Below are 21848 nucleotides of genomic sequence, written 5' to 3' on the forward strand. Positions count from 1 at the left end.
GCCGGATGGGGCGGCGGCGCCGGCAACCCGCGGCCGAGCCCGGCGCGGGCTTGCATCGCGGGCCGGGCCCGGCCATGCGGGCCTGCATGTCCGCCGCCCCTGCCCTGCCGATCGACGCCGTCCTGGGCGATCTCCAGGCCGCCCTCGCCACCCGCCCGAACGCCGTGCTGGTCGCCCCGCCCGGCGCCGGCAAGACCACCCGCGTGCCCCTCGCCCTCCTCGACGCGCCCTGGCGCGGGGACCGGCGCATCATCGTGCTGGAGCCGCGGCGGCTGGCCGCGCGCGCGGCAGCCGAGCGCATGGCCGAGACGCTCTCCGAGCGGGTCGGCGAGACCGTCGGCCTCAGGGTCCGGCTCGGCTCGAAGCTCTCGGCCCGCACGCGGATCGAGATCATCACCGAGGGCGTCTTCGCCCGCATGATCCTCGACGATCCGGAATTGTCGGACGTCGCCGCGGTGCTGTTCGACGAGTTCCACGAGCGCTCCCTCGACGCCGATCTCGGGCTCGCGCTCGCGCTCGACGCGCAAGCGGGGCTGCGGGAGGATCTGCGGCTTCTCGCGATGTCGGCGACCCTCGACGGGGCGCGGGTGGCGCGGCTGATGGGGGATGCGCCGGTCATCGCCTCGGAGGGCCGCGCCTATCCGGTCGAGACCCGCTATCTCGACCGCGACCCCAGCCGGCGCATTGAGGAGGCGATGGCCGAGGCGATCGAGCGGGCGTTGCGCGCCGAGCCCGGCTCGGTGCTGGCCTTCCTGCCGGGCCAGGGCGAGATCCGCCGCGTCGCGACCCTGCTGGAAGAGCGCCTCGGCGCCTATCCGGACGTCGATCTCGCGCCCCTCTACGGCGCCCTCGACCGGGCGGAGCAGGACCGGGCCGTGCGCCCGAGCAAGCCTGGCCGCCGCAAGGTGGTGCTCGCCACCTCCATCGCCGAGACCTCGCTCACCATCGAGGGCGTCCGGGTGGTGGTGGATTCGGGGCTCGCCCGGGTGCCGGTCTACGAGCCGGATCTCGGCCTCACCCGCCTCGTCACGGTCCGGGCCTCGCGTGCCTCCGTCGACCAGCGGCGGGGCCGCGCCGGGCGCACGCAGCCCGGGATCTGCTACCGGCTCTGGGCCGAGGCGGCGACGGGGGCGCTCGAACCCTTCGCCAAGCCCGAGATCCTCTCGGCCGACCTCGCGGGCCTGGTGCTCGACGGCGCGGCCTGGGGCGTGACCGATCCCGCCACCCTGCCCTTCCTCGATCCGCCCCCCGCCCCGGCGCTCGCCGAGGCGAAGGCGCTCCTGTCCGGCCTCGGCGCCCTCGATGCGGACGGCCGCCTGACGCCGGAGGGGCGGCGCCTGCGGGCGCTCCCCCTGCCGCCGCGCCTCGCCCGCATGGTGGTGGCGGCGGGAGCAAGCGGCCGGGCGGCCTGCCGCGACGCGGCCGATCTCGCGGCGGTGCTGGTCGAGCGCGGGCTCGGGGGCGAGGCGGTCGATCTCACCGAGCGGGTCGAGCGCTTCCGCCGCGACCGCTCCGGCCGCGCGGAGGACATGCGCCGCCTCGCCGCCGGCTGGGCGCGCGCCGCCGAGCCCGCGGCGGGCGAGGATGAGACCCCGGCCCCCGGCGCGCTCCTGGCGCTGGCCTATCCGGACCGGATCGCCCGCGCACGGGGGCGGCCGGGCGAGTTCGTGCTGGCCAATGGCCGCGGGGCCGCCCTGGAGCCCGGCCTCGCGCTCGCCCGCGAGCCCTTCCTCGCCGTGGCGGAGATCGTCGGCAAGGCGTCGGCGTCCCGCATCCTCGCGGCGGCGCCGATCACGCTCGAGGCCATCGAGGCGCTGTTTCCCGACCGGATCGAGGCCCGCACCAGCGTCGCCTTCGATGCGGGCGCCCGCGCCCTGAGAGCGAGGGCCCAGCGCCGGCTCGGCGCGCTGACGCTCGGCGAGCGCGTGCTGCCGGTCCCGGCCGACGAGGACAGCGCGCGGCTTTTGGCCCGCGGGATCGCCGATCTCGGGCTTGCCGCCCTGCCCTGGTCGAAGGCGGCGGCGCAGTGGCGCGAGCGGGTGCGTTTCCTGCGCCGGGCCGAGGGGGAGCCCTGGCCCGACCTGTCGGACGAGGCCCTCGGCGCCACGATCGAGGAGTGGCTCGCCCCCCATCTCGTCGGCCTCACCCGCCTCGACGAGATCGGCCCGGACCGCCTCAGCGAGGCGCTCCAGGCGCTGCTGCCCTGGAACCTCCGCGCGCGCCTGGAAGCGGAGGCCCCGACCCATATCGAGGTGCCGACCGGCTCGCGCATCCCGGTCGATTACGGGTCCGAGGAGCCGGTGCTGGCGGTGCGGGTGCAGGAACTCTTCGGGCTCCCGATCCACCCGAGCATCGGCGGCGGGCGGGTGCCCCTCGTGCTGCACCTGCTCTCGCCGGCCCAGCGCCCGATCCAGATCACCCGCGACCTGCCGGGCTTCTGGCGCGGCTCCTGGGCGGCGGTGCGCGCCGACATGCGCGGCCAGTACCCGAAGCACCCCTGGCCGGAGGACCCGCTCACCGCCCCGCCGACCCGGCGGGCGAAGCCGCGGGGGACGTGACGATCAATTCCCCACCCGCCGGCGCGTATCCACCACCGCCGTCGCCGCCCGGAAGGCGCCGTCCGCGTCGAGATCGGTGGTGTCGATCACCACGGCATCGTCGGCGATGCGCAGAGGCGCCGCGGCCCTGTCAGCATCGCGGGCGTCGCGGCGGACGATGTCGGCGAGCACCGCCTCGAAGGTCACCGGCTCGCCGCGCCCGCCGAGCTCCCGGTAGCGCCGCTGGGCGCGTTCCTCCGGCGAGGCCGTGATGAACAGCTTCACGGGCGCGTCGGGGCAGACCACCGTGCCGATGTCGCGCCCGTCCAGCACCGCGCCGCCGGGCGCGGCGGCGAAGCGGCGCTGCCAGTCGAGGAGGGCCGCACGCACCGCCGGGATCGCCGAGACGACCGAGGCCGCCTCCCCCATGGCGCGCTCGCGCAGCCGCGTGTCGCCCAGGGACTCCGCCCGCAGGGAGCGCGCGGCATCCTCCGCGGCGGCAGCGTCCGCGAGGTCCCGGTCCGCGTCGATGAGCGCCAGAGCCACCGCCCGGTACAGGAGCCCCGTGTCGAGATGCGGCAGGCCGTAATGCAGGGCGAGCCGCCGGGCCAGGGTCCCCTTGCCCGAGGCGGCCGGGCCATCGATCGCGATCACCATCTCGACGTCCACGCGCGTCACGCTCACCCCGTCCTGACTGTTCTTAATCCGAGAAGGCGGCGCCGAGTGCCCGCAGATCGGCGAGAAAGCTCGGATAGCTGGTGGCGATCATCGCCCCGTCGTCGACGGTGACCGGGTCCCGGCTCGCCAGCCCCATTACCAGGAACGCCATGGCGATGCGGTGGTCGAGATGCGTCGCCACCGTGCCGCCCCCGGCCGCCGCCCCGCCGTCGCCATGGACGATCAGGTCGTCGCCCTCCACGACATGCGCGACGCCGTTGGCCTTGAGCCCCGCCGCCACCGCCGCGAGGCGGTCCGATTCCTTCACCCGCAATTCGTGCAGGCCCTGCATCCGCGTGGTGCCCTGCGCGAAGGCGGCGGCCACGGCGAGCACCGGGTATTCGTCGATCATCGCGGGCGCCCGCTCGGGCGGCACCGTAACGCCCGTGAGGCGGCATGCCCGCACGCGCAGGTCCGCAACCGTCTCGCCGCCCTCCTCGCGCTCGTTGAGCCGCGTGATGTCGGCGCCCATCTCCAGGAGCGTGGTGATGAGGCCGATGCGGAGCGGGTTCATCATCACGCCCTCGATCACCACGTCCGAGCCCGGCACCAGCAGCGCCGCGACGAGCGGGAAGGCGGCCGAGGACGGATCGGCCGGCACCATCACCTCGGCGGCGCGCAAGGTCGGCTGGCCGGTGAGCGCGATGGCGCGGCCGTGGCCCTCCGGCCCGTGTGCGCTGACCGCGACCTCGGCGCCGAACAGGCGCAGCATGCGCTCGGTGTGGTCGCGGGTGGCGGCCGCCTCGATCACCGTGGTGGTGCCGGGCGCGTTGAGGCCCGCGAGCAGCACCGCCGACTTCACCTGTGCGGAGGCGACCGGCGTCTCGTAGGTGATCGGGATCGCCTCGTCGGGGCCGCGCAGGGTGAGCGGCACGCGCCCGCCCTCCTGCTGGGCCACCACCGTCGCGCCCATCTGCACCAGGGGGTCGAGGATCCGGCGCATCGGCCGCTTGCGCAAGGACGCGTCGCCGTCGAATGTCGCGGTCACGGGCTGGCCGCCGACCACGCCCATCATCAGCCGCGAGCCGGTGCCCGCATTGCCGAAATCGAGCACGCCCTCGGGATCGCTCAGGCCCCCGATGCCGACCCCGCGCACCCGCCAGCGTCCCGGCCCGTCCCGGTCGATGCCAGCGCCGAGCGCCCTGGCGGCGGCGGCGGTGCGCAGCACGTCGTCGCCTTCGAGCAGCCCCTCGATGCGGGTCTCGCCGATGCTGAGCAGGCCCAGGATCATCGCCCGGTGCGAGATGGACTTGTCGCCCGGCGGGCGCAGGCGGCCCCGCAGGGGCGTCCCGGCCCGGGCGGCGATGGGGGATGGGGCGGAATCGTGGGACACGTCGGGCTGCCTGGTCGAAGGGGGCTGGCGGGAGCGGCGGGTCGTTACCATGTGGGCGGTGCCGCGTCATCCGTCTGCGAGGCTAAGCGCGGCCATCGGCGATTTGACACCGGGAACGCCCCCGACTAACGGGCCCTTTCCCGACGATATCTCAAGGGCTTTCGAACCGTGGCCAGACCGGAACTCGGCTTGAAGCGCCAGTGCATGAGCTGCGGCGCCAAGTTCTACGACCTCAACAGAGACCCCGCCACCTGCCCGAAATGCGGCACGGTCTATCAGATCGCGGCCCTCACCTCGACCCGCGTGCCGGCGCCCGCCATCGCGAGCCGCGCGGCGGACGAGGAGGCCGACGACGAGACCGGCGGGCCCGAGATGATCTCCCTCGACGAGGTCGAGGCCGGCGAGGAGGGCGCCGACGCGACCGTCGAGGACGATGCCGATGTGGGCGATGCCGGCGGCGAAGACGACACCTTCCTGGAGGAGGACGAGGAGGGCGGCGACGACGTCTCCGACCTCATCGACGGCGACATCGAGACCGACGAGGAATCCTGAGGCTCGGCTAACCGTCCGCCGGACCACGCGAATCCGGCCCGGTCACGAAAACTTCGCACAAGGCCGCCGCGGGGGCTTGTCTCCGCCGCGGCGCCCTCATATACAGCCGCCACCGAACGCGACCGCCCCACTCCGGGGCGTCCGGCGGCACCGCGGACGACCCAGCCGCCGCGGATCTTCAGTGGGGCCATAGCTCAGTTGGGAGAGCGCTTGAATGGCATTCAAGAGGTCGGCGGTTCGATTCCGCCTGGCTCCACCAGATTTCCTCCGGTCGAACCCGGATTGACGAGGCCGCCGCAGGCGGCCTTTTTGAGTGCGTGATAGCCGCGGCGACCCCAAGCGTCGCGGTCCGGTGCGGGGCCATAGCTCAGTTGGGAGAGCGCTTGAATGGCATTCAAGAGGTCGGCGGTTCGATTCCGCCTGGCTCCACCAGCACCCGCTTCACCGTCTAAATAGAACCTGACCTGCGTGGAAGCCGCCGCACCTCAGCATGAGGGCCGGGGTTGGCTGCCATGGAAGGAAGGGCTCGTTCAGCCGATTTCATCCCTCAGGGTCGGCAAAGGCCGGTGGCGAACTGATACGGTCTGAGGAAGGAATCGTCCGGAGACCGTATCATCCGACCGGGGCCGTGCCGATCGGCAGTACGTGGTCTCGGCACGAAAAAATCCTCCCCCGCGGGGGAGGATTTTTCTCGGATCGTGCGCCCATCCTACTTGGTGACCGTGCCGGTCGCGATCTCCGCATTCGGGTCGAGTGCGGCGGGCACCGTCCGGCCGAAGGCGACGAGGCCACTCGTCCCGACGTCGCGCAGATCGACCTCCGCCCCCGGCGCCATCCGGGGAAGGGCCACGAACAGCGGCATGCCCTGCGGCACGCTGTCGGAGAAGCCCACCACCTCCATCGGCTGAAGGCCGGAAGCGGCCAGACTCGCATCCTCCGCCCGGGCAGCCCCCGCCCCGGCAACCAGAACCCCGGCGATCATCAGAGATTTCATCAGCATGTCCCGTCCTCCGCCTGAAGCATGCCTGCGCACATCAACGCAGAGGGCGCGATTTGGTTCTCCACCTGTGCTGGCTCTCATCTGAGAGATGCTGGCCGGACGCTGCGGCGCGCGGCCGGACCCGGGCCGGAGGGAGCCACGAGGCGGCCGCAGACTCCGGTCGAAAGTACAAATTCGAATATTTTGAACGACATGGAAAGATTTTTCAGTTTTCCTTCTGATCCGGCCCGACCCATAGTCCGCCGCGACACGGAAGGCGGTCCCTCGGCCGAATGCGCCGCGAGCCTGCCCACCGTGAAGCAGAACGAACCGGACGGGAAGGCGCTCCATGGCAATCGGGTTCCGATCCTCGGCCCGCAGGGCGCTCCAGCACCGACATGATGCCCGTCCGGGGCGGCGCGCGGCGCGCGCGTGAGGCTTTTCCCCGGCGAGCCCGTCCCGGGTCTCGACGCTGACGACGGTGAAGGAAATTGGAGGACAACATGGCAGGATCGAGACGGCCGGGTCGCAACTTCCTCTTCGTGCCGGGTCCGACCAACGTGCCGGAGCGCGTGCAGCGCGCGATGATCGTGCCGATGGAGGACCATCGCTCGTCGTCGTTCCCGGACCTGACGCTGCCCCTGTTCGAGAACATGAAGAAGGTCTTCAAGTCGAAGGACGGGCAGGTCTTCATCTTCCCGTCGAGCGGCACCGGCGCCTGGGAGGCGGCCCTCACCAACACCCTCTCGCCGGGCGACCGCGTGCTCGCCTCGCGCTTCGGCCAGTTCAGCACCCTGTGGATCGACCTCGCCCAGCGCGTCGGCCTCGACGTGGTGATCCAGGACGAGGAATGGGGCACGGGTGCCAATCCGGACCGGATCGAGGAGGCCCTGCGCGCCGACCGCGATCACCGCATCAAGGCCGTCCTCATCGTCCACAATGAGACCGCCACCGGCGTCACCAGCGACATCGGGGCCGTGCGCCGGGCGATCGACGCGGCGAACCACCCGGCGATGCTCTATGTCGACGGCGTGTCCTCGATCGGCAGCATCGACTTCCGTGCCTCGGAATGGGGCGTCGACTGTGCCATCACCGGCTCGCAGAAGGGCCTGATGCTGCCGGCCGGCCTCGGCATCGTCTGCGTCAGCCCCAAGGCGCTCGCCGCCTACAAGACTGCCGAGTGCCGCCGCGTCTATTTCGACTTCGGCGACATGTCGAAGGCGAACGCCACCGGCTACTTCCCCTACACGCCGGCCCTGCCGCTGCTCTACGGCCTGCGCGAGTCGATGGCCTGCCTGTTCGAGGAGGGGCTGGAGCGGGTCTTCGAGCGCCACCGCGTCCTCGCCGACGGCTGCCGCGCCGCCGTGAAGGCCTGGGGCCTGACCCTCTGCGCCAAGGAGCCCAAGTGGTACTCCGACACGGTGAGCGCCATCATGGTGCCGGAGGGCATCAACGGCGCCGACGTGATCGACATCGCCTTCCGCCGCTACAACCTCGCCCTCGGGGCGGGCCTGTCCAAGGTCGCCGGCAAGCTGTTCCGCATCGGCCATCTCGGCGACCTCAACGACCTGATGCTGCTGGGCGCGCTCGCGGGCGCCGAGATGTCGATGCTGGATGCCGGCATCAAGATCGAGCCGGGCAGCGGCGTCGCGGCGGCGCAGCAGCACTTCCGCGAGACCATCCTCGCCAAGGACAAGCGCCCGAGCGAGGCCGGCAAATTCGACCGCAACCACTCCGACGGCGTCGTCCGGGTGTGAGGAGAAAGCCGCGGGTCTGGTATTCCAGGCCCGCGGCCCCGCTTCCCCGCGCAAGGCCAGCCCGGAGATCAGAACGATGCCTCACACGATCGTCTTCCTCGACCGCGAGACGCTCGACGCTCACGTGCGCGAATTCAGCTTTCCGCACACGTACAAGGAATATGACGTCACCGCGCCGGACCAGATCGTCGAGCGCCTGAGGGACGCCGAGATCGCGATCGTCAACAAGGTGCCGCTGCGGGCCGACTCCCTGCGCCAGCTGCCCAAGCTGAAGCTGATCGCAGTGGCGGCGACCGGCACCGACATCGTCGACAAGGCCGTGGCCAAACAGCAGGGCATTACGGTCGTCAACATCCGCAACTACGCCTTCAACACCGTGCCGGAGCACGTCATCGCGCTGATCTTCGCGTTGCGGCGAGCGATCGTGCCCTACGCCAACTCGACCCGGCGGGGCGATTGGAACAAGTCGCGGCAGTTCTGCTACTTCGACTACCCGATCCGCGACATCGCCGGCTCGACGCTCGGCATCGTCGGCTACGGGGCGCTCGGCAAGTCGATCGCCAAGCGGGCCGAGGCGCTCGGCATGACGGTGATCGCCTACGACGTCTTCCCGCAGGAGGGGCTCGTCGATTTCGAGACGATCCTGCGCGAGAGCGACGTCATCACGCTGCACGCGCCGCTCACCCCTGAGACCCGCAACATGATCGGGCGGGCCGAACTCGCCAAGATGAAGCGCGACGCGATCCTCATCAACACCGCCCGCGGCGGGCTGGTGGACGAGGCGGCGCTGGCCGAGGCGCTCCAGAACGGCACCATCGCGGGCGCGGGCTTCGACGTGCTCACCACCGAGCCGCCGGTGAACGGCAACATCCTGCTCGACCTCGACCTGCCGAACCTGATCGTCACGCCCCATGTGGCCTGGGCGAGCAAGGAGGCGATGCAGATCCTCTCCGACCAACTCGTCGACAACATCGAGGCCTTCGTGGCCGGCAAGCCGCAGAACGTGGTCGAATAGGCCGAGCGCGCCGCGCTAGAAGACCAAGGGGCCGGGGCGGGCCGGGCACATGGGCGGCCCGGCGACGTCTCGGAGGAAACGCGAAGCCGCAGCCGCGGCCAGAGGGTGGATGATGAAGAAGCTTCTGTTCCAGTTCGACACCGATCCGATGCCGAGCGTGTTCGACACGGTCGTCGGCTACGACGGCGGCGCCGACAACATCACGGGCTACGGCAACGTGACCCCCGAGAACGTGGGCGCGCTCGTCGACGGGACGATCTATACCCGCGGCGGTTCGGAGAAGAAGTCGACCGCGATCTTCGTCGGCGGCGGCAGCATGGCGGCCGGCGAGGCGGTGTTCGAGGCGGTGAAGAAGCGCTTCTTCGGCCCCTTCCGCGTCTCCTCGATGCTGGACTCGAACGGCTCCAACACCACTGCGGCGGCGGGCGTCGCCCTCGTCGCCAAGGCGGCGGGATCGCTGAAAGGAAGCCGCGCCGTGGTGCTCGCCGGCACCGGCCCGGTCGGCATGCGCTCGGCGGCTCTGCTCGCCCGCGAGGGCGCCGAGGTGGTGCTGACCGGCCGCTCCAAGGCCAAGACCGAGGAATCGGCGCGCGCCATCGAGAGCCGCTTCGGCGTTGCCATCCAGGCGCTCGAGACCCCGGACGCCGCCGCCCGCGCGGCGGCCGTGAAGGGCGCGAACGTCGTCTTCTCGGCCGGCGCCATCGGCCTCGAACTCCTCCCCGAGGCGGCTTGGCGGGACGAGGCGAGCATCGCGTTCCTCGCCGACTACAACGCCCAGCCCCCGCTCGGCTTCGGCAGCATCGACGCCATGGACAAGGGCAAGGAGCGGCACGGCAAGAAGGTCTTCGGCGCCCTCGGCATCGGCGGCCTGAAGCTCAAGCTGCACCGCGCCTGCGTGGGCAAGCTGTTCGAGAGCACCGAGGCGCTCCTCGACGCGGAAGAGATCTACGCCCTGGCGAAAGAGATGGCGTGATGGCCGAGAACGAGACGATCGCCCGCTTCCTGGACGGGCTCGCGAGCGAGCAGCCGACGCCCGGCGGCGGCGGGGCGGCGGCGATCTCCGGCGCCATGGGGGCGGCCCTCGTCTCCATGGTCTGCAACCTCACCATCGGCAAGAAGAAATACGCCGAGGTCGAGGAGGAGCTCAAAGGGATCCGCCAGAGGGCGGAAGCCCTGCGCGCCACCCTCACCGGCATGATCGCCGAGGACGTCGCCGCCTTCGATGCCGTGATGGGCGCCTACGGCCTGCCCAAGGCGACCGAGGAGGAGAAGACCGCGCGCACGGAGGCGATCCAGGTCGCGCTCCGCCAGGCGACGGACGTTCCCCTCGCCTGCTGCCGCGCCTGCCGCGCGGTCATCGACCTCGCGGCGGTGACCGCCGACAAGGGCAACCTCAACGTGATCAGCGACGCGGGCGTCGCGGTCCTGTCGGCCTATGCGGGCCTGCGCAGCGCCGCCCTGAACGTCTACGTCAACGCCAAGGCCATCGCCGACCGCGATTTCGCGGGGTCGCGCCTGAGCGAACTCGAAGCTCTTCTCTCCGGGGCCGAAGCCCTGACCGAGAAGACATACGACGTCGTCAAGACGAAGCTTTAGCTGAGGGGCCGCTCCCGGGCCGACCGGGAGCGGTTTCCCGAACGGCAAGGCGGGACACCACCGACCGGGAGCGGGCCGCGCTCCCGGAACGGGAAATCATGCCCGAACACCGACCCGAGGAGGCAACCATGGACGTCCACGAGTACCAAGCCAAGGAATTGCTGGCGAGCTTCGGCGTGCCGATCCCGAAGGGTGCCGTCGCCTTCAGCCCCGACCAGGCGGTCTACGCCGCCACCGAACTCGGCGGCTGGCACTGGGCCGTGAAGGCCCAGATCCATGCGGGCGCCCGCGGCAAGGCCGGCGGCATCCGCCTCTGCAAGACCTACAACGAGGTGCGCGACGCGGCCAAGGACCTGCTCGGCAAGCGGCTCGTCACCCACCAGACCGGCCCCGAGGGCAAGCCGGTCCAGCGCGTCTACATCGAGACCGCCGACCCGTTCGAGCGCGAGCTCTATCTCGGCTTCGTCCTCGACCGGAAGGCCGAGCGCGTGCGCGTCATCGCCTCGCAGCGCGGCGGCATGGACATTGAGGAGATCGCCGCCACCGATCCGGAGGCGCTGCTCCAGGTCGTGGTCGAGCCGGCGGTGGGCCTGCAGCAATTCGAGGCGCGGGAACTCGCCTTCCAGCTCGGCCTCAACATCAAGCAGGTCGGCGGCGCGGTGAAGACCATCATGAGCGCCTATCGCGCCTTCCGCGACTGCGACGCCACCATGCTGGAGATCAACCCGCTCGTCGTCACCAAGGACGACCGGATTCTGGCCCTCGACGCCAAGATGTCGTTCGACGACAACGCGCTGTTCCGGCGCCGCAACATCGCCGACATGTACGACCCCTCGCAGAGCGATCCGCGCGAGGCCCAGGCCTCCGAGCACAACCTCAACTACATTGGCCTCGAGGGCGAGATCGGCTGCATCGTCAACGGCGCCGGCCTCGCCATGGCGACGATGGACATGATCAAGCACGCGGGCGGCGAGCCGGCGAACTTCCTCGATGTCGGCGGCGGCGCCTCGCCCCAGCGCGTCGCCACCGCCTTCCGGCTCGTCCTCTCGGACCCGAACGTGAAGGCGATCCTCGTCAACATCTTCGCCGGCATCAACCGCTGCGACTGGATCGCGCAAGGCGTCATCCAGGCCGCCCAGGAGGTGCAGATCACCGTGCCGCTCGTGGTGCGGCTCGCCGGCACCAACGTCGAGGCCGGCAAGGCGATCCTGGAGAAGAGCGGGCTCAACCTCATCACCGCCGACACCCTGACGGAAGCCGCCGAGAAGGCCGTGCAGGCCGTCAAGGGCGCCCGCGCGGCGGCCTGACCCCGAGTTTCGGAGACACGTCAATGAGCATCCTAATCGACGAGAAGACCCCGATCCTCATCCAGGGCATCACCGGGGACAAGGGCAGCTTCCACGCCAAGGAGATGATCGAGTACGGCTCGAACGTCGTCGGCGGCGTGACGCCCGGCAAGGGCGGCCGCAGCCATCTCGGCATCCCGGTCTTCGACACCGTCAAGGACGCGGTGAAGCAGACCGGCGCCACTGCCAGCATCACCTTCGTGGCCCCGCCCTTCGCGGCGGACGCCATCATGGAGGCGGCGGATGCGGGCATCCGGCTGATCTGCTCGATCACCGACGGCATCCCGGCCCAGGACATGATGCGGGTGAAGCGCTACCTGAAGCGCTACCCCAAGGAGCGCCGCTCCATGGTGGTGGGCCCGAACTGCGCCGGCATCATCTCGCCCGGCAAGTCGATGCTCGGCATCATGCCCGGCCACATCTACCTCAAGGGCAATGTCGGGGTGATCTCGCGCTCGGGCACCCTCGGCTACGAGGCCGCCTCGCAGATGAAGGCCGTGGGCCTCGGCATCTCGACCTCGGTCGGCATCGGCGGCGACCCGATCAACGGCTCGTCCTTCCTCGACCACCTCGCCCTGTTCGAGCAGGATCCGGAGACCGATGCGGTGCTGATGATCGGCGAGATCGGCGGCCCGCAGGAGGCCGAGGCCGCGGCCTGGATCAAGGAGAACATGTCCAAGCCCGTGGTGGGCTTCGTCGCGGGCCTCACCGCCCCGAAGGGCCGCCGCATGGGGCATGCGGGCGCGATCATCTCGGCAGCCGGCGACAGCGCGGCCGAGAAGGCCGAGATCATGCGCTCCTACGGCCTCACCGTCGCCCCGAGCCCCGGCGAGTTCGGCGCCACCATGGCGCGCGTCATGGAGAGCCGCGCGGCCTGATCGGGCTTTGCCCGAACCCATCAGGGCTCCGCCCTGAACCCGCCGGGGCCGCAGGCCCCGGACCCCCGACTGGATGAGGCCGACGATGACCCTTGCGCTATCCGTCCCCGCGGGCGCGACCGACCAATCGTTCGCGCCGCCCGTGATCACCGGCACCTCGTCCCGCGAGGCGACCGACATCCTGTTCCACTCGCTGCTGGACGTCTGCCGCCGCCACGAGCCGGAACTCGAATCCGTGCTCCACGGCAACGCCAACATCTCGGATTTCTCGCCGGAGCTGATGGCCCGCGCCCTCCAGGTGCAGGGCATCTGGTTCCAGCTCATCTCCATCGCCGAGCAGAACACGGCCATGCGCCGCCGCCGCCACGTGGAGCGGACGAGCGGGCGGCACGCGCTGCGCGGCTCGTTCAGCGCGGTGCTGGCCGAGGCGGTGCAGAACCGCATCCCGGCCCGCGAGATCCACGCGCTCCTCAAGGACCTGCGCATCCGCCCGACCCTGACGGCGCATCCGACCGAGGGCAAGCGCGTCACCGTGCTGGAGAAGTTCCGGCGCATCTACCTGCTCCTGCGCGAGCTCGAACTGCCGCGCTGGACCGAGCGCGAGCGCAACGGCCTGATGGCCGACCTGCGCGACCAGATCGAGCTCGTCTGGATGACGGGCGAGCTGCACCTGGAGAAGCCGACCGTCGAGCAGGAGGTGGCCTGGGGCCTGCACTTCTTCGACGAGACGCTGTTCGAGATGCTGCCGGAGGTGATGGTCTCGCTGGAAGAGAGCCTTCGCGAGTATTTTCCGGACGAGACCTTCGAGGTGCCGGCCTTCTTCCAGTTCGGCTCCTGGATCGGCGGCGACCGCGACGGCAACCCCTTCGTCACCGCTTCCGTCACCCGCGCCACCCTGCGCCGCAACGCGCTCGCCAGCATGCGCCGCTACCGGGACGGCGTCGTCCATCTCGGCCGCATGCTCTCGATCAGCGAGCGCTCGCTGCCCGCCCCCGCCTCCTTCAAGGCCGAGCTGGCGCGCCAGCTCGCCGCGAGCGGCGACGCGCGCGGCATCGAGCGGCGCAACCCGGGCGAGCTCTACCGGCAGTATCTCACCTGCATCCTGCGCAAGCTGGAAGCCACGATCGCCCGCAACGAGGGCGACGCGATCACGGGCGCGCCGGACTATTCGGACGCGGACGACCTCATCAACGACCTGCGCGTGCTGGAGCAGGGCCTCATCGAGGCCAAGTGCCCCTCGCTCGCGGTCGATCTGGTGCGGCCGGTGCGGCGCATGGTCGAGATCTTCCGGTTCTCGACGGTGCGTCTCGACATCCGCGAGAACACCACCCGCACCACGCGGGCGCTGCATGCGCTCTGGGCACAGGGCCGCGGCGACGATGCCGCCCCGCCCGAGGTCGATTCCCCGGCCTGGAAGGAGTGGCTCCTGGAAGAGCTGGCGCGCCCCCTCGAAGGCCAGCGCTCGTTCCAGTCCCTGCCCGACGAGGCCCGCGAGACGCTGGAGACCTTCCGGCTCGTCGGCGAGATGCGCAGCCAGCTCGACCGCGAGGCGTTCGGCAGCTTCGTGCTGTCGATGACCCATTCGGTGCCGGACATCCTCGGCGTCTACCTGCTCGCCAAGGAGGCCGGCCTGTTCCTGGATGCGGCGGGCATCGAGATCTGCCCGCTGCCGATCGTGCCGCTGTTCGAGACCATCGACGACCTGCGCGCCGCGCCCACGATCATGAAGGAGCTCCTGCAGATTCCGGTGGTGCGCCGCTCGACCCGCTGGCAGGGCGGCGTGCAGGAGGTGATGATCGGCTATTCCGACTCGAACAAGGACGGCGGCTTCGTGTCGTCGAACTGGGAATTGGCCAAGGCGCAGGCGAAGCTCACCGAGATCGGCAAGGCGGCCGGCGTGCCGATCGCCTTCTTCCACGGCCGCGGCGGCTCGGTGAGCCGCGGCGGCGCACCGACCGGCCGGGCCATCGCCGCCCAGCCGCCGGGCTCGATCCGCGGGCGCTTCCGCACCACCGAGCAGGGCGAGGTGGTGTCGTTCAAATACGCCAACCGCGGCACCGCCGCCTACCAGATGGAGCTCCTCGCCTCCTCGGTCTTCGCGCATGCGCTCAATTCCGAGCGCGACCCCTCCTTTGCGCCCAAGCCCGAATTCGACGACGCCATGGAGGCCCTGTCCGGGGCCTCCCGGGCGGCCTACGTCAAGCTCGTGTCGCATCCGGACCTCGTGACCTATTTCGGCGCGGCGAGCCCGCTCGACGAGATCGCGCTCCTCAACATCGGCTCGCGCCCGGCCCGGCGCTTCGGGGCGCGCAGCCTCGCGGATCTGCGCGCCATTCCGTGGGTCTTCGCGTGGTCGCAGAACCGCCACGTCATCACCGGCTGGTACGGGGTGGGCAGCGGCCTCAAGAGCTTCCTCGACGTGCGCGGGGAAGCCGGCGGGGCGCTGCTGCGCCGGATGTTCGCCGAGTCGCGCCTGTTCCGCCTCGTCCTCGACGAGGTGGAGAAGACGCTGCTCACTGTCGATCTCGACATCGCCCGCGACTTCGCCAGCCTGGTGCCGGACGTTGCCGTGCGCGACGAGATCTTCTCGATGATCGCGGCCGAGTACCGGCTCACCCGCGAGATGGTGGTGCGGGTGAGCGGCGACGCCGAGGTGGCCGAGCGCTTCCCGCAATTCCGGGGCCGCCTCGCCGAGCGGCTGCCGGTGATCAACCAGGTCAGCCGCGAGCAGGTGGAGTTGCTGCGCCGCTTCCGCGGCGAGACCGACGAGGTGAGGCGGGAGACGTTCAAGTCGGCGCTCCTGCTCTCCATCAACTGCATCGCGGTCGGCTTCGGCGCCACCGGCTGACCGCTGCACCCTTGACCCTTTGAGGAGGAAACCGAATGAGCTTCACCCTGATCCCGCAGGCCAAGGCCCGTCTCCACCGCTCCGAACTCGCGGTGCCGGGCTCGAACCCGACCTTCATGGAGAAGTCGGCCCAGTCGGCGGCGGACGTCATCTTCCTCGACCTCGAGGATGCGGTCGCGCCGGACGACAAGGAGCAGGCCCGCAAGAACATCATCCAGGCGCTCAACGAGATCGACTGGGGCAACAAGACCATGATGATCCGCATCAATGGTCTCGACACCCACTACATGTACCGGGACGTGGTCGACATCGTGGAGGCTTGCCCGCGCCTCGACATGATCCTGATCCCCAAGGTCGGCGTGCCGGCGGACGTCTACGCGATCGACGTGCTGGTGACGCAGATCGAGCAGGCCAAGAAGCGTGAGAAGAAGATCGGCTTCGAGGTGCTGATCGAGACGGCCCTCGGCATGGCGAACGTGGAGGCGATCGCGCAATCGTCGAAGCGCCTGGAGGCGATGTCCTTCGGGGTGGCCGACTACGCGGCCTCGACCCGGGCCCGCTCCACCGTGATCGGCGGCGTCAACCCGGATTACGCGGTGCTGACCGACAAGGATGCGGAGGGCCGGCGCGAGACCCACTGGGCCGATCCGTGGCTCTTCGCCCAGAACCGCATGCTGGTCGCCTGCCGCGCCTACGGCCTTCGCCCGATCGACGGCCCCTTCGGCGACTTCAGCGACCCGGATGGCTTCCGGGCGGCGGCCAAGCGCTGCGCGGTTCTGGGCTTCGAGGGCAAGTGGGCGATCCACCCCTCGCAGATTGAGCTCGCCAACGAGGTCTTCACGCCGACCGAGGCCGAGGTGACCAAGGCCCGCCGCATCCTGCAGGCCATGGAGGAGGCCGCCAAGGCCGGCCGCGGCGCCGTCTCCCTCGACGGCCGCCTCATCGACATCGCCTCGATCCGCATGGCCGAGGCGCTGATCGAGAAGGCCGACGCCATGGCGAAGGTCTGAGCCGCCATCCGGCTGCTTGCCGCACCATGCGGATCGAGGCTTCGCTTAAGGGGGCGCGGAGCCGAGGTCCGCACGGGCTTGATGATCCGGTGTCCGAACCGACCGTCCGGACACCGGATCATCCCAACGGCCCCGGCTGCTGCCGCAGCGGGTGCTGACGCGCATGCTCACGCATCGGGCCGTTGACCCATCTCGAATTGCCGATGCCAAGCCAAAAGGCTTGGCGACAATTCGAGAGCGGAACCAACGGTCATTGCCGACCCTGGGGGGATGAAACCGGCTGACCGAGCGCTCCCTCCCGTGGCAGCCAACCCCGGCCCTCATGCTGAGGTGGCCGGCGGAGCCGGCCCTCGAAGCACCCCTGAACGATGGTCCGAGGCTCCGGTGGATGGGATGAGCGGTCAGGCGTGCTTCGAGGCAGCCTGCGCGGTCTTCGATCGCCAGCGCCTCAGCATGGAGGAGCGGGGCGGCTTCCACGCACTCAGGCTCATGTCAGCCCACGCGACGATGTCCGCCTGACGCGTCCGGCGACGATCGAGGATCGGCTCACCCGCTCTCCCTTTCCCGGGCGCATGCAGCGTCAGCGGAATGCGACCCGGGACCCAGCACGAAAAGTCGCGCAGCGACTACTTGTCAGCCACGGTGGAGGAAAACGGAGCCGCTGCGCGGCAACTCACTGTGCTGGGTCCCGGATCTCCGTCCTCTGGCGCTCCAGTCGTCCGGGAAAGAGAGAGCGGGGAAAGGGCGGAGAACCTGTGATCCGGTCTCCGAACCGACCGTCCGGTCAAACGGTGAGCGCCACCAGGCGTGCCGCCGCCGCGAATTCCTCCCAGCGGAGCGCGCGGCGCGCCTCCGCCTCCTCGTCGCGGCCCCAGACGCTCGCCTGGAAGATCTCGTCGACATGCGCCGCCGCCCAGGCCTCCTCGGCCGTGAGGCGCCCGTGCAGCACCGCGAGGGCGAGGAGCACCGAGCCGGTGAGCGTCGTCATGACGTGGAGGCCCGTGAGCGCGAGCGGGCTCTCCACCGCCTCGACCGCCCGGCGCACCGCCTGAAGCGACTCCTCCGGCTGCGGGACGTGCATCACCCCCTCGGCCAGCATGAAGCGGGCGCCGAGTTCGCTGCGCGCCCAGTCCAGCACCGGGTCCCAGGCCGCCGACTGGCTCGCCACCAGCCGGGCCGGGTCGCCCGCCCGGTAGGCCAGGAGGTCGGAGCCCGCGTAAGCCGCGATGTCCTCGGCCACCGCCGCGCGTCGGTCCGCCACCCCGTCGAGGGCGGTGTTGACGAGGCGCGTCAGCGGCATGCGGGCGGGATCGATCTCCTCGCCTTGCGCCCCCCACTCCTCCGCGAGCGCCTGCGCCACGGCGGCCTGTGGCACCGCGAGCATCCGGCGGCCGGGGGTGCGGGCCGGGCGCCCGTCGAGAACGAGCCGGTGCCCGTCCTCCGCCGCCGCAACGCCGGCCTCGGCGTAGAACCGCTTGGGCAGGGCGGGCCGGCTCGCCTGCCGGGCGGCGCGGAGGGGATCGGGGTTCTGCTCGGTCTGGCCCAGCCAGTCGCGGAGGGGGTCGTCGCTCATGGATGCCAGATAGGGTGTCGCGGGACGCGATGCGAGGCGTGCGACCGCATCACGTCCTCAGCCGCTCCTCCAGCACGGCGCCGAGTTCCGCATAGGTGTCGACGACCTGCTGGGCGCCGGCCGCGGTGAGCGCCTCGGCGGTGTGGTAGCCCCAGGCGACGCCGATCGGCAGCACCTGTGCGCCGCGGGCCATCACCATGTCGTAGGTGGTGTCGCCGATCATCAGCGTGTCGGCGGGTCCGAGGCCGACCTCGTCCATTGCCTGATGCAGCATCGCCGGATGCGGTTTCGAGGGCGCGTCGTCGGCGGTCTGGACCGTGGAGAACCAGCCCTCCCAGCCATAGGCCTGCACGAGGTGCTCGACGCCGCGGCGCGATTTGCCGGTGGCGATGCCGAGCAGCACCTCCGGCGACCGGTGCAGCCGCGCGATGAGGTCGGCGGCGCCCGGGAACAGCGGCTCGCGCAGGGCCGCCTCGGCGCGCAGGCGGCCGAAGGCCTCCTTGTAATGGGCCGCGAGCGCCGTCACCGGGCCGTCCGAGCCGACGAGCGCCGTGAAGGCCTGGGGCAGCGACAGGCCCACCACCGAGAGCGACCGCTCGCGGCTCGGCGCAGGCAGGCCGACGGCCGCGAAGGCCGCGCGCTGCGCGGCGACGATCAGGTGCTGGCTGTCGACGAGGGTGCCGTCGACATCGAAGACGATGAGGATCACGCGCGCCGGTCCGTTCGGCCGGGCCTCCCCGTTCAGGGCCGCGTGCGGGCGGGGCTCCCCGGCTGGTGGATCCGCTCATAGCCCAGGCGGCAGCGGATCAGGAAGCGGCGCCGTGCCCCACCCTTCAGATTGCGCCGCAGGGCGGCACGGTTGCAGGCGGCGTAGGTGATGCGGCGCTTCGCCCGCCCTGCGCCGCGTCCGTCGGGCTTCGCGGCGGGACCGGTGCCCGGCTGCGGGGCGGCCTGGGTCGTCTCGGCCTGGGGCGGCGTGGCGGGAGCCGCGGCCGGGGGCGCCGGAGGCGGCGCCTGAGCCAGGGAGACGGCCGGCGGCAGCGCCGCCGCGGCGAACCCGAGAAGGCCAAGGCAGGCGAGCGCGACGGATCTCATCGGGCCGGGTCGCATGGGCGTGAGGCTCTCTTTCCGGACAAGATCGACAGGCCGCGGAACCGCGCGACGGCACCGCTTGAGAAGATAAGGCGCCGCGGGATCCTGCCAAGGCCCGGCCTCCCGCCCTGCGGCATCGCCTCGTCGGGCGCTGACGGATGTCCACGTCTCCGGACGGACTCTAACTCTCGGGCGCCTCGACGATCGGGTCGTAGCGGCTGGCGTCGAAGCCGAGCAGGTTCCAGCTCTGAGCCATGTGCGGCGGCAGCGGCGCGGTCACGTCCACGGGCTTGTTGGTGCGCGGATGCGGGATGACGATGCGGCGGGCGAGCAGGTGCAGGCGGTTCTGCAGGCCCCCCGGCAGCTCCCAGTTCTCGATGTCGAAATATTTCGGGTCGCCGACGAGCGGGTGCCCGATATGGGCGGCGTGCGCGCGCAGCTGGTGCGTGCGCCCGGTGACCGGCTTCAGCGACAGCCAGGAGAGCTTCTGGCCTGCCTGATCGACGACCGCGTAGTAGGTGAGCGCGTGGCTCGCCCCCTCGTCCCCGTGCTGGGCGACCCGCATCCGGGCATCCGCATCGCCCATCTCCTCCTTGGCGAGATAGGTGGAGATCCGCCCCTGGCGCACCCGCGGCACGCCCGCGGCGAGCGCCCAGTAGATCTTGCGCGCCGCGCGCGACCGGAAGGTCTTGGCCAAAGTCGCGGCGGCGAGGCGGGACTTGGCGACGACGAGGCAGCCCGCCGTGTCCTTGTCGAGGCGGTGGACGAGCCGTGGCTTCTGGCCGTCCGGCGTGCGCAGAGCCTCAAGCAGCCCGTCCACATGCCGCTTCGTGCCCGAGCCGCCCTGGACCGCGAGGCCGAAGGGCTTGTTGAGCACCATCATGTCCTGGTCCTCGTAGAGCACCAGGGAGCGCAGGAAGGCGAGGTCGCTCTCCGCCCTGGCGGGGCTGGGGCTAGACGGCGGCGCATCGAGCTTGAGCGGCGGTACGCGCACGCTCGCGCCGGGCTCGACCCGGTCGGCGGCCTTGGCCCGCTTGCCGTTGACCCGCAATTCCCCCTTGCGCACCAGGCTCTGGATGCGGGTGAAGGGCAGCTGCGGGAAGCGTGCGGACAGGAAGCGGTCGATGCGCATCCCGGCCTCGTCGGGCGTCACCTCCAGCATCTGCACGCCGGTTGCAAGCGCTGCCGCAGTCGCCTCCCGCATCTCCCGGCGCGTCGGTCCGGTTGCGGGGGCCGGCCGCGGCGGCCGGGCCGGGGCGGCCCGGGAGGCGGCCGGCTGGCGGGCGGGCTTGTCAGGGCTGGGCTTGCCGCGATTCGGCTTGGCCGGGTTTGGCTTGGCCGGGTTCTGCTTGGCGGCGGGGCCGGGTGCCCTGCCCTCCTCGTCCCGTGCCCAGGGCGCGGCGTCGCTCAGATCGCGGCCGCCGGCGGCGCGCTGGGCGGCATCCCGTGCGGTGTTGCGCGGCCCCGTGCGCGCCCGCGCCGGCGGCCGGGCGGGCCGGCGCCCGGCCGGGCCGGATTGCGAGCGGCCGCCGCGGGAGGGAGGTTTTGCGGTCATGCGGCGCTTCCCAAAGCCTGTGCGGGCGGAACGGATGCCGGTCACCGCAGAAAATGCGGCAAACTCAAGGGCCTAGAGCGGCACCCGGTCACCCGGAACGGATGCTGCTCTAGCATCGGGCCTTGGCCTCCGCAAACTCACAGCCAGGGCGTGCGCACGAAGCCCTCGATCCGGCCCCGGGCGACGGGCCGCGCCTCCTGCGCCTCGACGCCGAAGCGGCGGACGATGTCGGCCGCGACGCCCCGGAAATCCTCCACCGCCCGGGCGCGGGCGCGGTGGCGCCGCACCGGTCGGCGGCGGGCGAAGGCCTCGCTCACCGCCACGTCGGTGCGCACGCCGCGGATCATCTGCCCCGGGCCGAAGCTCGTGCGCAGCTGGCCGAGCACCTCCTTCTCGACGTTCGAGCGCAGGTCGATGCGCATCGGCGCGATGGCGAAGCCCTGCTCCGCCGCCCCGTGCTGGAGCATCAGGCCGTGATAGGAGCGGGCGAATTGCCGGACGCCCTCCAGGCCGAGCGGATCAGGGTGGTGGGGATGATGACGCCGTCGCTCGCCATCAGGGCGCAGATCGTGAGCGCCGCGGCGGCGGGCGGCACGTCGAGGAGCATCAGGTCGTAGTCGGGCCGCAGCGGCTCCAGCGCCTCCGCGAGGCAGCGGATGCCCGCGCCCGAGATCTGCCCGTCGAAGCTGCGGTCGGCGGGCAGCAGGTCGACCCCGTCCTCCGGGCTGCGCAGCACCGCCTCCCGGAGATCCCCCCGCCGGCCGCGAAGCGGCGCATGGGCGTTGGCCGAGCCGAGCCGGGCCGCCAGCCCGAAGCCGAGGCCCGCATGGCCCTGCGGATCGAGATCCACCACCAGCACCCGGAAGTGCTCGGCCGCGAGATCGGCCGCGACATTCACCGCAGTGGTCGATTTCCCGGTGCCGCCCTTGCAGTTAGCGATCGAGAGGACGCAGGCGGTCATGACACGGGGACCATGCGCGCCGCGCAGTGGCGCGCCTGTTCTTCTCTGGATTCGACCATCGTGACGCCATCCTGACGCTGCGGAGGCCCGAAGGTCGAC

At 71.3% G+C, this 21848-nt stretch carries 19 protein-coding genes and 2 tRNA genes; 12 read left to right on the forward strand and 9 right to left on the reverse strand.

All coding sequences use genetic code 11. The features are described from left to right. The first annotated feature begins 86 nt into the window (after positions 1–86). Complete coding sequence (gene hrpB, locus MNOD_RS33565) at positions 87–2558, forward strand: ATP-dependent helicase HrpB (RefSeq protein WP_043752829.1); 2472 nt, start codon at positions 87–89, stop codon at positions 2556–2558. A gap of 3 nt (positions 2559–2561) precedes the next feature. On the opposite strand, the gene cmk is transcribed toward hrpB, so the two are convergent. Then, positions 2562–3194 carry a (d)CMP kinase gene (gene cmk / locus MNOD_RS33570; RefSeq protein WP_043752832.1) on the reverse strand — a complete coding sequence of 211 codons (633 nt, stop codon included), beginning with the start codon at positions 3192–3194 and terminating at the stop codon, positions 2562–2564. A 43-nt stretch (positions 3195–3237) separates the two neighbouring features. Then, complete coding sequence (gene aroA / locus MNOD_RS33575; RefSeq protein ID WP_043749908.1) at positions 3238–4587, reverse strand: 3-phosphoshikimate 1-carboxyvinyltransferase; 1350 nt, start codon at positions 4585–4587, stop codon at positions 3238–3240. Between the two features lie 168 nt (positions 4588–4755). Between aroA and MNOD_RS33580 the strand changes: the two genes are divergently transcribed. The 3 genes from MNOD_RS33580 (at position 4756) to MNOD_RS33590 (ending at position 5571) form a co-directional block, all read left to right on the forward strand. Further along, entirely contained in the window at positions 4756–5139 is a 384-nt protein-coding gene (locus MNOD_RS33580) for a TIGR02300 family protein (protein ID WP_015933413.1), read from the forward strand. A gap of 183 nt (positions 5140–5322) precedes the next feature. After that, positions 5323–5398: transfer RNA gene (locus tag MNOD_RS33585), tRNA-Ala, on the forward strand. A gap of 97 nt (positions 5399–5495) precedes the next feature. Then, a tRNA-Ala gene (locus tag MNOD_RS33590) sits at positions 5496–5571 on the forward strand. Between the two features lie 277 nt (positions 5572–5848). Here MNOD_RS33590 and MNOD_RS33595 read toward each other — a convergent pair. Then, entirely contained in the window at positions 5849–6139 is a 291-nt protein-coding gene (locus MNOD_RS33595) for a hypothetical protein (RefSeq protein ID WP_015933414.1), read from the reverse strand. Positions 6140–6621: 482 nt separating this feature from the next. On the opposite strand from MNOD_RS33595, the gene MNOD_RS33600 reads away from it, so the two are divergent. From MNOD_RS33600 to MNOD_RS33635, 8 genes are all read left to right on the forward strand, one after another. Further along, positions 6622–7875: an aminotransferase class V-fold PLP-dependent enzyme gene (locus MNOD_RS33600; protein ID WP_015933415.1), complete on the forward strand. Its 1254-nt coding sequence runs from the start codon at positions 6622–6624 to the stop codon at positions 7873–7875. A 76-nt stretch (positions 7876–7951) separates the two neighbouring features. Next, complete coding sequence (locus tag MNOD_RS33605) at positions 7952–8890, forward strand: D-2-hydroxyacid dehydrogenase (protein ID WP_015933416.1); 939 nt, start codon at positions 7952–7954, stop codon at positions 8888–8890. 109 nt (positions 8891–8999) lie between these two features. Then, positions 9000–9863, forward strand: coding sequence for an NADP-dependent methylenetetrahydromethanopterin/methylenetetrahydrofolate dehydrogenase (locus tag MNOD_RS33610; RefSeq protein WP_043749909.1), 864 nt, complete (start codon positions 9000–9002; stop codon positions 9861–9863). Continuing rightward, positions 9863–10486, forward strand: a complete 624-nt coding sequence (fchA, locus tag MNOD_RS33615; RefSeq protein WP_015933418.1) for a methenyltetrahydrofolate cyclohydrolase — start codon at positions 9863–9865, stop codon at positions 10484–10486. Before MNOD_RS33610 ends, fchA begins: the two co-directional genes overlap by 1 nt. Positions 10487–10614: 128 nt before the next feature. Further along, the gene (locus MNOD_RS33620; protein WP_015933419.1) at positions 10615–11793 is read left to right on the forward strand and encodes a malate--CoA ligase subunit beta; all 1179 of its coding nucleotides are present in this window, start codon (positions 10615–10617) and stop codon (positions 11791–11793) included. Positions 11794–11816: 23 nt separating this feature from the next. After that, entirely contained in the window at positions 11817–12710 is an 894-nt protein-coding gene (sucD, locus tag MNOD_RS33625) for a succinate--CoA ligase subunit alpha (RefSeq protein ID WP_015933420.1), read from the forward strand. A gap of 85 nt (positions 12711–12795) precedes the next feature. Beyond that, on the forward strand, positions 12796–15558 hold the full coding sequence (locus MNOD_RS33630) for a phosphoenolpyruvate carboxylase (RefSeq protein ID WP_015933421.1): 2763 nt from the start codon (positions 12796–12798) through the stop codon (positions 15556–15558). Between the two features lie 35 nt (positions 15559–15593). Further along, entirely contained in the window at positions 15594–16568 is a 975-nt protein-coding gene (locus tag MNOD_RS33635) for an HpcH/HpaI aldolase/citrate lyase family protein (protein ID WP_015933422.1), read from the forward strand. A 784-nt stretch (positions 16569–17352) separates the two neighbouring features. On the opposite strand, the gene MNOD_RS33640 is transcribed toward MNOD_RS33635, so the two are convergent. The 6 genes from MNOD_RS33640 to MNOD_RS49585 form a co-directional block, all read right to left on the reverse strand. Then, positions 17353–18141, reverse strand: a complete 789-nt coding sequence (locus MNOD_RS33640; protein ID WP_015933424.1) for an ATP12 family chaperone protein — start codon at positions 18139–18141, stop codon at positions 17353–17355. A 49-nt stretch (positions 18142–18190) separates the two neighbouring features. After that, positions 18191–18850: an HAD-IA family hydrolase gene (locus MNOD_RS33645; protein ID WP_015933425.1), complete on the reverse strand. Its 660-nt coding sequence runs from the start codon at positions 18848–18850 to the stop codon at positions 18191–18193. Positions 18851–18882: 32 nt separating this feature from the next. Further along, complete coding sequence (locus tag MNOD_RS33650) at positions 18883–19236, reverse strand: hypothetical protein (RefSeq protein WP_043749910.1); 354 nt, start codon at positions 19234–19236, stop codon at positions 18883–18885. Between the two features lie 178 nt (positions 19237–19414). Next, the gene (locus tag MNOD_RS33655) at positions 19415–20788 is read right to left on the reverse strand and encodes an RluA family pseudouridine synthase (RefSeq protein ID WP_015933427.1); all 1374 of its coding nucleotides are present in this window, start codon (positions 20786–20788) and stop codon (positions 19415–19417) included. 137 nt (positions 20789–20925) lie between these two features. After that, positions 20926–21255, reverse strand: coding sequence for a hypothetical protein (locus MNOD_RS49580; protein WP_015933428.1), 330 nt, complete (start codon positions 21253–21255; stop codon positions 20926–20928). Then, positions 21255–21749 carry a ParA family protein gene (locus MNOD_RS49585; RefSeq protein WP_015933429.1) on the reverse strand — a complete coding sequence of 165 codons (495 nt, stop codon included), beginning with the start codon at positions 21747–21749 and terminating at the stop codon, positions 21255–21257. The genes MNOD_RS49580 and MNOD_RS49585 overlap by 1 nt, the downstream gene beginning before the upstream one ends. Positions 21750–21848 lie beyond the last annotated feature (99 nt).

Source organism: Methylobacterium nodulans ORS 2060, assembly GCF_000022085.1.
Lineage (GTDB): Bacteria > Pseudomonadota > Alphaproteobacteria > Rhizobiales > Beijerinckiaceae > Methylobacterium > Methylobacterium nodulans.

What these genes read in the sequence shown, in the direction of transcription:
- MNOD_RS33595 (WP_015933414.1), bottom strand. Translation starts at nt 6,139, where the DNA reads ATGCTGATGAAATCTCTGATGATCGCCGGGGTTCTGGTTGCCGGGGCG.
- MNOD_RS33620 (WP_015933419.1), top strand. Translation starts at nt 10,615, where the DNA reads ATGGACGTCCACGAGTACCAAGCCAAGGAATTGCTGGCGAGCTTCGGC.
- MNOD_RS49585 (WP_015933429.1), bottom strand. Translation starts at nt 21,749, where the DNA reads ATGACCGCCTGCGTCCTCTCGATCGCTAACTGCAAGGGCGGCACCGGG.
- MNOD_RS33605 (WP_015933416.1), top strand. Translation starts at nt 7,952, where the DNA reads ATGCCTCACACGATCGTCTTCCTCGACCGCGAGACGCTCGACGCTCAC.
- MNOD_RS33635 (WP_015933422.1), top strand. Translation starts at nt 15,594, where the DNA reads ATGAGCTTCACCCTGATCCCGCAGGCCAAGGCCCGTCTCCACCGCTCC.
- MNOD_RS33600 (WP_015933415.1), top strand. Translation starts at nt 6,622, where the DNA reads ATGGCAGGATCGAGACGGCCGGGTCGCAACTTCCTCTTCGTGCCGGGT.
- MNOD_RS33655 (WP_015933427.1), bottom strand. Translation starts at nt 20,788, where the DNA reads ATGACCGCAAAACCTCCCTCCCGCGGCGGCCGCTCGCAATCCGGCCCG.
- MNOD_RS33650 (WP_043749910.1), bottom strand. Translation starts at nt 19,236, where the DNA reads ATGAGATCCGTCGCGCTCGCCTGCCTTGGCCTTCTCGGGTTCGCCGCG.
- MNOD_RS33610 (WP_043749909.1), top strand. Translation starts at nt 9,000, where the DNA reads ATGATGAAGAAGCTTCTGTTCCAGTTCGACACCGATCCGATGCCGAGC.
- MNOD_RS33640 (WP_015933424.1), bottom strand. Translation starts at nt 18,141, where the DNA reads ATGAGCGACGACCCCCTCCGCGACTGGCTGGGCCAGACCGAGCAGAAC.
- MNOD_RS49580 (WP_015933428.1), bottom strand. Translation starts at nt 21,255, where the DNA reads ATGCTCCAGCACGGGGCGGCGGAGCAGGGCTTCGCCATCGCGCCGATG.
- MNOD_RS33630 (WP_015933421.1), top strand. Translation starts at nt 12,796, where the DNA reads ATGACCCTTGCGCTATCCGTCCCCGCGGGCGCGACCGACCAATCGTTC.
- hrpB (WP_043752829.1), top strand. Translation starts at nt 87, where the DNA reads ATGTCCGCCGCCCCTGCCCTGCCGATCGACGCCGTCCTGGGCGATCTC.
- fchA (WP_015933418.1), top strand. Translation starts at nt 9,863, where the DNA reads ATGGCCGAGAACGAGACGATCGCCCGCTTCCTGGACGGGCTCGCGAGC.
- sucD (WP_015933420.1), top strand. Translation starts at nt 11,817, where the DNA reads ATGAGCATCCTAATCGACGAGAAGACCCCGATCCTCATCCAGGGCATC.
- cmk (WP_043752832.1), bottom strand. Translation starts at nt 3,194, where the DNA reads ATGGTGATCGCGATCGATGGCCCGGCCGCCTCGGGCAAGGGGACCCTG.